Origin of the sequence: Pseudofrankia sp. EUN1h (assembly GCF_001854645.1) — a bacterium.
Taxonomy (GTDB): Bacteria; Actinomycetota; Actinomycetes; order Frankiales; family Frankiaceae; genus Pseudofrankia; species Pseudofrankia saprophytica.
In genome coordinates this window covers 1-13,448 of the sequence record NZ_MBLN01000012.1, presented here as the reverse complement: position 1 = coordinate 13,448, position 13,448 = coordinate 1, and the positions used below count along the sequence as shown (strand labels likewise).

Here is a 13,448-nt window from a genome sequence, read left to right as displayed (position 1 = left end):
CGGCTGGCGGATGTGGGCTTGGAACTCAACGAGACCAAGACCCGTATCGTGTACTGCAAGAGCACGTACCGTTCAGGTTCTTACGAGCATGAGCGGTTCGATTTCCTCGGGTACACGTTCCGGCCACGGCTGGCAGTTAACAGTCGGGGTATGGGTTTCGTCGCCTTCTCGCCCGCGGTCTCAGATTATGCCGCCAAACGGATGCGGCAGGAGATGCGCCGCTGGCGGTTACATCTTCGTTCCGGGCAGACTCTCCTCGACCTGGCACAGACGGTCRACGCTGTTATCCAGGGCTGGATCAACTATTACGGACGCTTCCGTAGGTCCGAGCTGGTCCGGGTCTTCTCCTACCTCAACGACCACCTTGCCCGGTGGGCCATGCGGAAGTACAAACGGCTGCACCGCAGCTGGCGACGGGCACGCAGWCTCCTGGGACAGGTCGCACGACGCGACCCAGGGCTGTTCGCCCACTGGCAGCTCGGACTGCGGYCGAAGGCTGGATGACGGGAGCCGGATGAGGCGAGAGTCTCACGTCCGGATCTACGAGCGCCGAGGGGTGAGACTCCCCTCGGCGACTCACCCAGGCGTCGGATCGACGCTCGGCTTGACATCTTATGATTGGTCTATCAATAATGGGTTCATGGCCACTGAGCGAGTCCATGAGCGGCGCCTCTCGATGGAGGAGCGCCGCGAGCAGGTGTTGACGGCCGCGGTGGCCGAGTTCGCCGAGAACGGTTACCACGCGGCGCGTACCGCGGCGATCGCGGCTCGGGCCGGGATCTCTCAGCCCTACATCTACGCGTTGTTCGAGAACAAGAAGGTGTTGTTCCTTGCCTGCCAGGACCAGGTGCATGAGCGGATCCGGGGGGTCTTCGCTGCGGCGCTGCGCCCGGCGGAGTCGCCGGCCGAGTCTCTGCGCCTGCTGGGTCGGGCCTACCAGGTCCTGCTTGCCGACGAGGACCTGATGCGGTGCCGGATGCAGGGCTTCGCCGCGGCCGCCGACCCGGAGATCCGAGCGCATGTGCACCGCTGCTTCGTCGAGCTGTTCGACGCGGTGAAGGAGATGACGGGCGCCGACCAGGAGCAGGTCGCCCGGTTCTTCGCCACCGGGATGCTGCTGACCATCGGCGTCACGATCGACCTGCCACGCTCCTACGCGTTCGYCCCGCCCGCCCACTGATCGTCTTTTTTTTCGCCGTTAATTTATAGGTCAATCAATCAAGAGAGGTTCCTGGCATGACCACCATCCACACTCCTTCCCGCACCCGTCCCTCCCGTCCGAGCGCCCCGGCGACTCCCGCCTCCCTCGGCGCCCGGCCCGCCCCGTTCCGCCGCCGGTGGGCGACCCTCGCCGTGCTCTGCCTGAGCCTGCTGGTGATCGTGGTCGACACCACGATCGTCAACGTGGCCCTCCCGACCCTGTCCCGCGACCTGCATCCCACCGCGAGCGGCCTCGCCTGGATCGTCGACGCCTACACCCTGGCCTTCGCCGCCCTGCTGCTACCCGCCGGCGCCCTCGGCGACCGCTACGGCCGACACCGCGCCCTCGCCGCCGGGCTGATCGTGTTCGGCGCCGGCTCGCTCGGCGCGGCGCTGACCACCACCACCGCACAGCTGATCGCGCTACGTGCCGTGATGGGCGCGGGCGCCGCGTTCGTCATGCCCGCCACGCTGTCGATCCTCACCAGCGTGTTCACCGACCCCGCCGAACGCGTCAAGGCGATCGGGCTGTGGTCCGGAGTCAGCGGGCTCGGTGTCGCGATCGGCCCGACCGCCGGCGGCTGGCTTTTGGCCCACTTCTCCTGGGGGTCGATCTTCCTGGTCAACCTGCCCGTCGTCGCGGTCGCCCTGACCGCCGGGACACTGCTGGTACCCGCCTCCCGCGCACCGCGCCCGGTCCGGCCCGACCTCGCCGGCGCGCTGCTGTCGATCGCCGGCCTGGGCACGCTGACCTACACCCTCATCCAAGCCCCCGCCGCCGGCTGGACCTCGACCACCACCCTGGCCCGCGCCGCCGCCACCGCGGCCCTGCTCGCCGCTTTCATCGGCTGGCAGCTACACAGTGACCACCCGATGGTCGACGTCACCGTGTTCCGCAACCCCCGCTTCACCGCCGCATCCGCCGCGATCATGACAATGTTCTTCGCGCTCACCGGCGTGACGTTCCTACTCACCCAGATCTACCAGTTCGTTCTCGGCTACTCCCCGCTCGGCGCCGGCGTCCGCGCCCTGCCCTCCGCGCTCGCCCTAGCCATCGCCTCCCAGTTCGGCGCCCACCTCGCCACCCGGCTCGGGACCAGGGCCACCGTGGCCGGCGGCCTACTCGTCATGGCCGGCGGGCTCACCTTCTTCGCCACCGCCACCACCGCGTCCACCTACCCGCACTACCTGATCGCCACCGTGGTGATGTCCACCGGCCTGGGCCTGGCGATGGCACCCGCCACCACATCGATCATGAACGCGCTGCCCCCCGCCAAGACCGGCGTGGGCTCGGCGATCAACGACACCACCCGCAACCTCGGCAGCGTGCTCGGCATCGCCATCCTCGGCAGCATCGCCACCACCGCCTACACCCACACCCTCACCAACCAGCTGCCCGCCGCCACCGCGCCCACCGCGGGACAGTCCATCGGCGCCGCCACCGCGATCGCCCACCACACCCCCGGCCCGGCCGGACAAGCCATCGCCCACACCGCCGCCAGCGCCTTCATCCACGGCACCAGCCTCGCCCTCACCGCCGCCACCGCCACCCTGCTCGCCGCCGCCGCCATCGCCCTGCGCTACCTGCCCGCCCGGACAGCCGCGGCACCCCAGCTCCAGACCGAACCCGAGCCGGCGGCCTGACCCACACCCCGAAGACACACCCCAGCACAGAGGCAAAAGCCTGTCGACAGGTGGAGCCGGCCGACCCCACACGGGCCGGCCGGCTCCACCTGTCCCGGCATCCCGGTCGCCGACCCCCGAAGACGTCCACGCTGACGCCTGAACTCGACGCCGAACCCCATCGCCGACTCGCGGCAGCGTTCACCGAGCGGCTATGGCGATCTGATCAGGCCACCAACCTGGCCCCTGCCATGCTTCGAGCCGGCTCAATGCAACAGAACCGCACCTGGTCATGGTCCGCGAGCTGGGGGCTGAGGTCCGCACGGAGATCGACCGTGTTCACGCGATCGCCGACTGGTCCGGCGGGATGTCGCTCTCTCCGCCGCTTCCTTGGCCCGCTGCCGCGCCTTCTGCGCCGCCGCCACGTCTAGGCCGTCCGCAGGGCCAGCCCGGGTCGTGTCCGGTGGACTGATCCGGCGGAGGGGTGGACCGGGCGTCAAGTTTGGGTATTTTATGCGGTTGGTAACACTTTCGTCCGGCCTAGCGACCGGCTCTGTGGGACTCGTGGCTGGGGGGCCCGTATCCGTCGAAACCGACAGGACTCCCAGGAGCGACAGATGAGGCTAACGTCAGCCGTGCCCACCCGAGATCGCCGGACGGTGCGCCGCCGCCCTTCGGCCCGGCGAGCCTGGGTGCTCGGGGTCGCGTGCGCCGCCGCGGTGGCGGTCGCCGGCTGCGAACCGATCGCACCCGGCTCATCCGGGCCTGTCATCACGCCGAACCCGACCGTCACCTCCGCGGTGCCGACGACACCGGGCGCCTCTACCTCGACGACCTTCTCCAGCAGTCCGTCACCCACCGCGCCCCCAGCCACCTCGACCGCCACGCCGTCGGCTTCCGCCGCCGGCACCGGGACCGGGAACGGAAGCGGGTTGCKGGTCTCCGGCACCTCCATCGTCGACGCCTCAGGGTCGCAAGTTCGGCTGCTCGGGGTGGACCGGTCCGGTACCGAGTACGCCTGCATCCAGGGTTGGGGGCTGTTCGACGGACCTAGCGACGACGCCTCGGTGGCGGCCATCGCATCCTGGAAGGCCAACGTCGTGCGGGTCCCGCTGAACGAGACGTGCTGGCTTGGGATCAACGGCGCGCCCTCGCAGTACTCCGGTCAGGTGTACCGGCAGGCGATCGTCGATTACGTCGGCCGGCTGAACGCGCACGGCATGGCCGCCGTCCTCGACCTGCACTGGTCCGCTCCGGGAACGGAGAAGGCCACCGGCCAGCGGCAGATGGCCGACGCCGACCACGCACCCGACTTCTGGCGGTCGGTCGCCATGACGTTCAAGGGCAACTCGTCCGTCCTGTTCGACCTTTACAACGAGCCGCACGACATTTCGTGGCCCTGTTGGCGCGACGGCGGCGACTGCGGCACCGGTTACCAGGTGGCCGGGATGCAGGACCTGATCGATGCGGTGCGTGGCACGGGAGCAACGAACATCGTCCTCGCGACCGGCAACGGATGGGGTGGCGACCTCACCGGCTGGTTGGCGAACAAGCCCTCGGACCCGACCGGCAACCTGGCCGCCGGCTGGCACATGTACGACTTCGGCGGGTGCACGACGCTGTCCTGCTTCGACACCCAGATCGCGCCAGTGTCGGCGGTCGTCCCGCTGGTCGCCGGTGAGTTCGGGGATACCGACTGCAACCATAATTTCAGCGACCAGACGATGAACTGGCTCGACAGCCACGGCGACAGCTACCTGGGGTGGGCCTGGGACACCTTCGACTGCGGAAGTTTCCCAGCGTTGATCAAGGACTACTCGGGCACGCCGACCGCCTACGGCGAGGGCTTGCGCGCTCACCTAACCTCCGTCCGGTGACGAGCCACCGGACGGCGTCGTCGGCCGCGTCGCCCGCGGCCTGACGCAGCGGAGGCCCGGCGCGGCGGGCCACGACTGTGGGGCTCCAGAACTCCGATTTGGGCGTTGAGCTGCACGTTTGCGTGTCGGCGGCGCCCGTGTCGGGCAGGCTGGCCGGCATGGTGTGGTCCTTGCTCTACGGTCTGGCGCGCAACGTCCTCGGGCTGGTGGTGCTGCGGGTCCGCGGGACAGCGCGAAGGAGGTGGAGATCCTTGTCTTGCGCCACCAGCTCGGGGTCCTAGGCATCGGTACACCTCGTCCGACCGGATGCTGCTGGCCTGTTTGGCCCAGCTCCTTTCCCGTTTAGGTTGGTCTCGCCGGCAAGGTTGGGAGGACGGCTACGCACCGCAATCGCGGTCGGCGATGGGTCGGCGTGGCCATTGCGGCTGGATGGCTATCGCCGGCAGGGCCGATGTGTGCTCATTGTGTGTACGGACGTCGGGGCGCGATGCGGCATTCCGGAACCTTAGATGACAGCAAAATCGGCCGTGACGTGGACGAATACGCAACGCGCGGCACGCGCAAACACGGAGAAATGCAAAAATGGCCGTCCTGTAATCGGGCGGTTAGGGGTTCGAGTCCCCTCGTCGACTCGATCAACATCCCGCTGACCTGCGGGTTTGCAAGTTTGATCCAGTCTTTTGACGTCGATGATCGTCGGCGTGTGCTCATTGTGTGCTCATTCCGTGCGGCCGCGCCATGGATCATGATCGTCTAGGGCTGAGGGCTCTTGACGCTCCGTAATCGTCGCTCGTGGGTGGTCGTCCGTGGTGCGTCTGCCCCGTGCCTGCCTTGACCGGTCGAGGAGCCGTTGCAGGCTGGGACGTATTCGCTGCCCTCGGTCTCGGTCGGGGCGAGCTCGCGGTTCTGGGCCTTCGCGTTCACCAGGGAATTTGGCCGCTGGTGCGTGAGAAAGCGGCGGTTCTGGTGTGCCTGCCGGCTTGCCCTTCTGTGGCCGGGCGGTACGGAGGTCCGGGGTTTCCGGTGGGCGGCCGTCAGGCCGCGAGGCGGGGCCGAGGGTTTGGGGCTCAGGCCACGGTGAACATGGGGTGAGGCCGTGGGCGCCGGGCGTGGCGCCCACGGCCCCTGCGCTCAGCAGTTGCGCAGCGTCGGCGACTGGTTGAGCAGCTGGCCACGGGGTGAGATGAATGCCTGGTAGCGGTCGCCGCCGACGGCGGCGAGGCGGAACGCGGCGACCCGGTGGCAGTTCTGGAATGCCAGTTTCACGCCGAAGTGCCGCTCCAGACCGCCGCGGATCGCGTCGCTGGCCAGCGCCCGCAGCAGCTGCCCCCGCTCCGCCTCGCTCGGTGGCGGAACCTCGTGGTCGGCGAACTCCCCGTCGCCCGTATGCAGATCGGCGGCGACCTGGCTGACGACGCTCCAGGCATACGGCAGGGACAGCCGGACGCAGTCGACGAACTCGGTGTCGGGCACCTGGCCCGACTCGGCCTTCTCCAGCAGAGCGGTGGGGACAGCGAGCGACATGGCATTCCTCCTGGGTGTGTGGACGGTTCGTGTCTCGCGAGCGCGCAGGGTCAGGTGCTCGCGCGTGTCGGGCGAAGGGCCAGTGGGACCGCCGACGTCCCGCCATGCCCGGCCGTGGGAGGGGGTCAGGCCTCGGAGCGCGCAACGGCCGGCCGGCCGCCGGGGCGGCCCTCACCGGCGGGATCGCCGCTGCAGCCCTGTCGGTGGGGTAGCGGAAACGAGAGGTCATGGCGACGTTGCCGAGTCGAGCTATCCGACATCGTAACGACAACCATTTTCATTAGTGTGCGGCGCGCCGGCACCTCGGGCCGTAGGTCCCGAACACCCCGCGTCCCACACCACGCCGTACCTCAGACCACCACGAACCGTGACCGTGTGCTTGCCAAAAATTGCGTCCGGGCTGGTCAGGCGGCGTGTTCGTACTCGTGGAGGATGCCGCCGAGCTGGTCGCGTCGGCGGATGTCGAGGTGGGCGAGCCGGTCCGTATCGATGATCGGTTCGGGTAGCGGCTGGAGCGGTCTGGCGTTCGCGATGCCCTGGTGGGGCCGATGTGAGTTGTAGAACGCCTCGTATGCACGGAGGGCGTGCAGAAGATGCCGCTGGTTGTAGATCAAGGTTCGGTCGAGGAGTTCCTTGCGGCAGTTCCCACCCACCGCTCCATGATGGCGTTCATGCGAGGGACTCGGACGCCGCTGCGGACAACCWTGATCCCTGTGTCGGCGAGGATCGCGTCGAACAGCACCGGGTATTTTCCGTCTCGGTCGCGGATGAGGTAACAGGCGGTCGAGCCGGTGTCCTGGAGGTCCATGGCGAGGTTGCGGGCGGCCTGGGTCACCCACGCTGCGGTGGGGTGCGCGGTGGCGCCGAGGATCCGGATCCGGCGGCTGGAGTGTTCGATCACAGCGAGGATGTACAGGCGTGTCCCGGTCAGGGGCACGGTTTCGATGAAGTCGGCGGCGAGGATCGCGTGGGCTTGGGCGCGGAGGAAGTCGGCCCAGGTGGTCGCGGTCCGCTCGGGTGCGGGGTCGAGTCCCGCCTGGTGCAGGATTTCCCAGACCGTGGACGGGGCGACTTTGATGCCGAGGACGAGGAGTTCGCCGTGGATCCGGCGGTAGCCCCAGCTGCTGTTTTCCCGGGCCAGGCGCAGCACGAGGATGCGGATCGAGGCCACGGTGCGGGGCCGGCCCCGCCGTCTGGGACGGGAGGCGGCGGCGTGGCGGCGGGCGAGCAGGGCGCGGTGCCAGCGCAGGACGGTATCCGGGCGCACGAGTAGCCGCAGTCTGTGCAGGGTTGGCTTCGGCAGCGTGCGCAGGAGCGCGGCAAGCAGGGCGCGGTCGGCGGGCTGGAACTGGATGCGTTGGCCGTCGAGCTGGCGGTACAGCACGGCGATCTGGTGTCGCAGGGTGAGGATCTCGATGTCCTTRTCGCGGTCACCGCGGGGCAGCAGGCGCAGCAGCGCGAACGCGTTGGTGACGCCGAGGTAGGTCAGCCGAAGCAGCACGAAGCAGGATCCTCACGCAGCAGCGGGCCTCGATGGGAGAGGGCCGGGCGCTGGCGCGCCACGCTCGGTCCCGACGGCTGCGACCGGCCTGACCAGGGCGGACGGAATTTTCGGCAGGGACACCGTCGCCGCGAACGGACGGGCAGACCCTCCGAGGCCCGTGCCCGTTTCAGACCCGGCGTACCAGGGCAGCCGCGGAGGCCTGATCCCTCCCAGCAACGACGCCCAGCGCGCAGCCCGCGTGCCGTAGGCGGAAACCTCGCCGACCTGCATGCGAAGACGGCCTGGTCGAATTCGGCGACCTCGATCAGCTCTGCCGGGCGACCCGGCGCCGGATCAAGCCCGGTCACCGGCAATCGGCGAGGTTCCGCCGGCTGCGCGTTCCTTGACCAGTATGCCCAGTCGCAGGTTCTCGACCTTGTTTTCCTGGACGAAGGGAATCCATCGTGGTTCCTGGAGGAGCTCGATCTCGTCGCATCGTTCGACGAAGACGGCGAGCGCCTCTTCGATGGTCGCTCGGGACATGGCGTGGCCGAGACAGACGTGGGGGCCGATGCCGAAGCTCAAGGAGGCGTTTTGGGGGTCGCGTCGAATGTCGAAGTGTTCGGCGTCGTCGCCCCAGTGGCGCGGGTCGCGGTTCACGGCGCCCACGACGACGGTGATGTGAGTGCCGGCGGCGAAGTCCCTGTCGAAGGCGTGGGTGTGGTTTGCGGCCTTTTGGCCGATGGCGTTGATCGCGGGTCGGTAGCGCAGCGACTCCTCGCTGGCGCCCTTCTTCCACGCGTCGGGGTTGCTGCGCAACAGCTGGGCCTGCTCGGGATGGCGAGCGAGCTCCGCCATCCCGCTGGCGATGATGCTCGCCGTGCTTGTCCCGGAGCCGAAGATGGACGAGAAGAGGGTGATCAGTTCGCCCTCGGTGAGTCGGCCTTCTTCGTTCTGAGCTTGGACGAGGTGGGTGAGTAGGTCATCGCGTGGTTGCTGACGGCGCCGGTCGTAGAGCATCGCCGTGTGATCCATGGCCGCCTGGATGTACGTGTTGACCATTGCCCTGGTTTGTTCGGTCATCTCGCCCGGTCCGAAGGCGTCGATCACCGTGGAGCCGCCGGCAGGGTTCATGGTGTTGCCAAGCTCGTCCTCGTCAACACCAAGGAAGTCCATCATCACGAGACGAGGCAGCAGGTAGGCGTAGTCGAGTCGTCCTTCGATCTCGCGGACGCCCAGCTTGGCGTCGAGCAGCGCGTGGGCGTGGTGGCGGATGAGGGGCCGCAGGTCGTCCGTCTTCCGCTTCGACAGCGCCCACGCCGCCAGTGATCGGACGCGGCGGTGGTGTTCGCCTTCCATCACGCCGATGCGGCTGCTGCCCCAGGTGTGTAACGGATCTCCCGGCTGGAACCCACGCGCCTCGAGCACCTCGATGCCGTGCTGGATGAACTGCGTGCCCCGCACGGTCTCGAACGCGTCATCCCAGCGCAGCAAGGCGGGCAGGCCCTGGGGCGTTCTGGCTAACCGGTGCCGCTCGCGAAGCTCGCGCAGCACCGGGTACGGGTCCTGCCACCACGCCGGGTCGTCCATCGGAATCGTCGGCAGGTCCTCGACCTCGACCGTCACCATTCGCATCCTCTTGGCTCGTCGACCCAGAACCTGCCGGACCTGGCAATCTTGCCGTATCCGGCAGCTTTCCCTAGGGTGGGGGCCATGTCAACGGCCGGGCTGCGGGAACGGAAGAAGGCGGCAACCAGGTTGGCGCTGAGCCAGGCAGCCCTGTCGCTGATGCTCGAGCGCGGGCTCGACGCCGTCACCGGCGACGCCATCGCCGAAGCCGCCGGCGTCGCTCCCCGGACGTTCCGTAACTACTTCTCCAACAAGGAGGAGGCGGTGCTGTTCGTCCTGGAACGAGCGCAGAGCGACTACGTCGAGACATTCCTGCTCCGCGACCCCAACGAACCCGTCCTCGACTCACTCGAGGCGGCCGCCATTGGCCTGGTCGAAGCCACCGACTCCCTCGAGCAACTCATCGCCGCCACCCGCCTCACGGCGCGCAACCCTGCACTTGTCGTCCACCGTGCAGCCTCGCGCGACCAGGCAACGACGGATCTCCTGCGTGAAGTCGCGGTCCGCACGGGCACAGACCCCCACCGCGACCTCTATCCGCGACTCGTCGTCCACGCCGCCGACGCCGCGGTCCTGTCCGTCGTCGGGCTGTACGCCAGCAAGCAGGTGCCCCGGTCCGAACTGGCCCACCTCATCCGAGCCGGATTCGACCAGCTCCGCCTAGGGCTCGCACTCCGTAACGGCCCTGCGAATCGCGGGAACGATATTGCTGACGAACATGAAGACCAACATCGAAAACAAGGGTCACACGATGACGAGGGAGCCTGGGAGTGACGAGGCACGGTCTCGCGACCGAGGGCGGGTCGCCAGTGGCGTCGCGCGGAGCGGCTCACGGGGCGACGAAGGCCGCGGGCCGGGGTCGGCTGCGCGCCCACACGGCGGCCTCGGCCGCGTTTCTGGTCGCCGCGTCGACCGTGATGGGCTGCAGTTCCTCATCGTCCAACGCGACGGGTAGCCACTCGTCGTGCACGACCGGGGTGCCTGGCGTGACGGGTGACTCCATCAAGATCGGACTCGTCCTGCCCGACACCGGCGGCGCTGTCGCTGAGGCCTTCCGGCCGGCGCGCGGGGCGGTGGAGGCGCGCATCGACAAGGAGAACGCCGCTGGCGGCGTGTACGGCCGCAAGATCGATCTCACCTGGCAAGACGACGAGGCGAACGTGAACGTGTTCACCAATGCCGTGCAGCACCTCGTCACGGCCGACCAGGTCTTCGGCCTGATCGCGCAGACGGTCAGCCTCACCGACGAGTCCGCGAGCTGGCTCCAGACGAAGGGTGTCCCGATGGTGGGCCTCCCCTCCAGCCCGATCTGGAGTAACTACAGCAACCTGTTCCACTTCGGCTCGCTGTACAACAAGGGCGGCGCTGTCGACACGTTTGGCCGCTACATCAAGGCCCAAGGTGGCACCAAGGCACTCCTCGTGATCGACCCGACCTCGCAGACCTCCGCGGACCTCGCCGGCCAGTTGGTCGCCAGCGTGCGCAGCCAGGGGATCGCCGTCGTGGGGGAGACGCCCTACACGCAGGACGTCTCCGACCCGGCCAAGGTGGCGACCCAGCTGCGCCAGGACGGGGCCGACACCCTGATCGGCGCGACTCAGGCCGATGCCTTCATCGACATCTATGCCGCCGCCAAGGCCGCCGGTGTCAACCTCAAGGTCGCGCTCAGCTCCAGCAACTACGGCCCCACCGAGATCCAGCAGCGGGGTAAGGATATGGCTGGCATGTCGATGACCATGGCCTTCCAGTCGTACACGACGAACTCGCCGGCCATCCAGGCCTATCGCGATGCCATAACCACCTATTCCCCGGAGACGACGAGCCCGTTCGACGACGTCGCGATCGTTTCCTACGCGGCGGCGGATGAGATGATCAAGGGCCTGCAGCTGGCCGGCCCGTGCCCCACGAGACAGTCGTTCATCACCAACCTGCGGAAGGTGACCAGCTACGACGCAGGCGGCCTGCTCGCTCCGACCAACCTGAGCCGGCCACACGACCCGGTGTCCTGCTTCAACTTCCTCAAGGTGAACGCGACGGGCGACGGCTACGCGACGGTGCCGGGCAACACTCCGACCGGTTTCTGGTGCGGCAACCCGGTCCCCGCCTCCACGGCCACCGGCTCCTGAAACACGCGGCCGTCGAGGGGGTGGGCTGAGGACGGTCACCCCCTCGACGGCCGCCCTCTTCGTCCGCCGCGGTAGCGGTCAGCGTTCTATGCCGCCCGTTGGCGCACGACGACTCCACCATCCAGAGTTCCGTTGCGGAGGGCATTCCTCGTGGTCACGCGATCACTGTTCACGGCGCTCGGCCTTGGCATGGCCATGACGGAGGCCGTTCGGGCAGGTCTCGATCGGGCGCTGCCCGGCGGCGCGTCGGTCCCGCTCCGGGCGCACCAGGCCAACACGCGATGGTTGGAGGCCGCGTTCGGCTTGGCGCCGGGAACGGTCCGGTCGGTCAGCGTCATCGACGAACACTCAGGAACCGCCGCGCGCGCCCGCCTCGCCGTGGACTCCGATGCGACCGAGGTACCCGGCCATCTGTTCCTGAAGTTCACGCCTCACCACTACAGCCAGCATGTGCTGATGAACGTTTTCGGACTCGGCGCCCGGGAGGTCCTTGCCTACCACGCGCTGGGGGAACGCCCGCCAGTCCTCACCCCGCGGTGTTACGCCGCCAGCGTCAACCGGTTCAGAGGGCGCGCCGTTGTGTTGCTGGAGGACCTGTCCTCCACGGCGCGATTCCGGACAGTCCGCGACTCGGTGACGCCCGCCGAGGCCGAGGCCGTTGTCGACGCGCTGGCCGACCTGCACATCGCCTTCTGGGAGACCACTCGTTTCAGCGGCGACCTCAAGGCGTTGGTCGGGCGCGCGCCGGCCGCTGACCGCCTCGGGGATCTCATCCGCCGTCGTCTCCTCGGCACCATGAAAGGCCAGGCCGCCGACCTTGTTCCCGAGTCCATGAAGCGGCAGTGCCGCATGTTCTTCGAACGCAGCCGGGACATCGACGGGTTCTGGGCCGCCCTGCCACAGACTCTGATCCACGCCGACCCGCACCTCGGGAACCTCTTCTTCAAGGGCGGCTCCCCGGGACTGTTGGACTGGCAGAACGCGATGTCCGGCGCCGGCATACGCGACGTCGCGTACTTCGCGGCGGCCTCGGTCGAGCCCGAGGTGCTCCGCAAGATCGAACGAGGGCTGGTCGAGCGGTACGCGGCGTGGCTGGACGCGGCGAACATCCGCGCCGACCTCGACGACCTGTGGGTGTGGTACGGCGCCGCCATGACCGAATTCTTCCTCGCGGCCGTCTGCACCGCCGAAGCCGGCGACACCATGCAGCCGTTCGAGATCTCCCGGGTCGGCGTCGAGCGATGCGTCGCCGCCGTCGCCGCACACGACAGCTTCACACTGCTGACCAAGCTCGTCGACGCCAAGCACGCGTGACACCTTCAAGTCTCTCGGCGGCGCAACCGCTGTCGGAAGCCACCCGTCGCGTCCAGACGTTCTCCAAGAATAGAGAAGACCTGTGATCTTGTTGCGTTCACGTCGGGCGCGGGCCGGGTTGGCCGGCGTCGCGGCGCTGGTGGCCGCGGTCACGTTCGCCTCGTGTAGCTCCACCACCGACAACGGCACCTCCTCGGCACCCGTGGACCTGGGTAAGCCGATGGACGCCGCCGCGGCCAGCAAGCTGGCGATCGAGAAGGCGGGGCCGATCGAGTTCGCGACCGGCGACACGGTCCGCGGCGTGAACGGCAAGGTCATCACGATCGGTGGCGTCGCCGACGTCAAGGACACGACCGGTATCGAGAACTTCCCGGGCGTGTGCGACGGCGCGAAGGCGCGGTTCGAACGTGCCAACCGCGAGGGCGGGGTGAACGGCTACACCTTCTCCTACGCGGGCTGTACCGACAGCGGTGCCGATCCCACGACGTCCAAGGACGCCGTGACCGAGATGGTCGAGGACAAGAAGGTCTTCGGTCTGGTGCCCTTCACCGCGACGGTCTCCACCGTCGGGGACTACCTCAACGACAAGCACGTGCCCTACTTCGGCTGGGGCATCTCGAACGACTACTGCGGCTGGAACAACCGCCAGTTCGGCTTCTCCGTCACCCAGGC

11 protein-coding genes and 1 pseudogene are annotated in these 13,448 nt (G+C 68.3%); 8 read left to right on the top strand and 4 right to left on the bottom strand.

Going from position 1 to position 13,448, the window contains the following annotated elements:
- The 4 genes from BCD49_RS04905 to BCD49_RS04890 form a co-directional block, all read left to right on the top strand.
- On the top strand, positions 1–504 hold a 504-nt coding region (locus BCD49_RS04905), incomplete at its 5' end, for a group II intron maturase-specific domain-containing protein (RefSeq protein WP_274535040.1).
- 136 nt (positions 505–640) lie between these two features.
- Positions 641–1,180 (top strand): TetR/AcrR family transcriptional regulator, encoded by a 540-nt coding sequence (locus BCD49_RS04900; RefSeq protein ID WP_071041204.1) that lies wholly within the window; start codon positions 641–643, stop codon positions 1,178–1,180.
- 56 nt (positions 1,181–1,236) lie between these two features.
- On the top strand, positions 1,237–2,844 hold the full coding sequence (locus BCD49_RS04895; protein ID WP_007512705.1) for a DHA2 family efflux MFS transporter permease subunit: 1,608 nt from the start codon (positions 1,237–1,239) through the stop codon (positions 2,842–2,844).
- 596 nt (positions 2,845–3,440) lie between these two features.
- Entirely contained in the window at positions 3,441–4,700 is a 1,260-nt protein-coding gene (locus BCD49_RS04890; protein ID WP_241832259.1) for a glycoside hydrolase family 5 protein, read from the top strand.
- A 1,131-nt stretch (positions 4,701–5,831) separates the two neighbouring features.
- On the opposite strand, the gene BCD49_RS04880 is transcribed toward BCD49_RS04890, so the two are convergent.
- From BCD49_RS04880 to BCD49_RS04870, 3 genes and pseudogenes are all read right to left on the bottom strand, one after another.
- Positions 5,832–6,224, bottom strand: coding sequence for an SCO5389 family protein (locus BCD49_RS04880; protein WP_007512702.1), 393 nt, complete (start codon positions 6,222–6,224; stop codon positions 5,832–5,834).
- Positions 6,225–6,628: 404 nt separating this feature from the next.
- Positions 6,629–7,725 (bottom strand): annotated as a pseudogene (locus tag BCD49_RS40250) (integrase core domain-containing protein).
- 336 nt (positions 7,726–8,061) lie between these two features.
- On the bottom strand, positions 8,062–9,336 hold the full coding sequence (locus tag BCD49_RS04870) for a cytochrome P450 (RefSeq protein WP_007512698.1): 1,275 nt from the start codon (positions 9,334–9,336) through the stop codon (positions 8,062–8,064).
- An 84-nt stretch (positions 9,337–9,420) separates the two neighbouring features.
- Here BCD49_RS04870 and BCD49_RS04865 point away from each other — a divergent pair, with 84 nt between their 5' ends.
- Positions 9,421–10,110, top strand: a complete 690-nt coding sequence (locus BCD49_RS04865) for a TetR/AcrR family transcriptional regulator (protein WP_007512696.1) — start codon at positions 9,421–9,423, stop codon at positions 10,108–10,110.
- Between the two features lie 55 nt (positions 10,111–10,165).
- On the opposite strand, the gene BCD49_RS44795 is transcribed toward BCD49_RS04865, so the two are convergent.
- The gene (locus tag BCD49_RS44795; RefSeq protein WP_232793975.1) at positions 10,166–10,339 is read right to left on the bottom strand and encodes a hypothetical protein; all 174 of its coding nucleotides are present in this window, start codon (positions 10,337–10,339) and stop codon (positions 10,166–10,168) included.
- Between BCD49_RS44795 and BCD49_RS04860 the strand changes: the two genes are divergently transcribed.
- The 3 genes from BCD49_RS04860 to BCD49_RS04850 all read left to right on the top strand — a co-directional run.
- Complete coding sequence (locus tag BCD49_RS04860; RefSeq protein ID WP_232793976.1) at positions 10,323–11,462, top strand: ABC transporter substrate-binding protein; 1,140 nt, start codon at positions 10,323–10,325, stop codon at positions 11,460–11,462. The genes BCD49_RS44795 and BCD49_RS04860 overlap by 17 nt on opposite strands.
- A gap of 150 nt (positions 11,463–11,612) precedes the next feature.
- Positions 11,613–12,776: a phosphotransferase family protein gene (locus BCD49_RS04855; protein ID WP_007512692.1), complete on the top strand. Its 1,164-nt coding sequence runs from the start codon at positions 11,613–11,615 to the stop codon at positions 12,774–12,776.
- Positions 12,777–12,858: 82 nt separating this feature from the next.
- The coding region (locus BCD49_RS04850; RefSeq protein ID WP_158072930.1) for an ABC transporter substrate-binding protein at positions 12,859–13,448 on the top strand (590 nt) is incomplete at its 3' end.

Bases quoted from the DNA above. Each gene is read 5' to 3' on its own strand.
- BCD49_RS04895 (WP_007512705.1), top strand. From the start codon at position 1,237: ATGACCACCATCCACACTCCTTCCCGCACCCGTCCCTCCCGTCCGAGC.
- BCD49_RS04880 (WP_007512702.1), bottom strand. From the start codon at position 6,224: ATGTCGCTCGCTGTCCCCACCGCTCTGCTGGAGAAGGCCGAGTCGGGC.
- BCD49_RS04870 (WP_007512698.1), bottom strand. From the start codon at position 9,336: ATGGTGACGGTCGAGGTCGAGGACCTGCCGACGATTCCGATGGACGAC.
- BCD49_RS04865 (WP_007512696.1), top strand. From the start codon at position 9,421: ATGTCAACGGCCGGGCTGCGGGAACGGAAGAAGGCGGCAACCAGGTTG.
- BCD49_RS44795 (WP_232793975.1), bottom strand. From the start codon at position 10,339: ATGGAGTCACCCGTCACGCCAGGCACCCCGGTCGTGCACGACGAGTGG.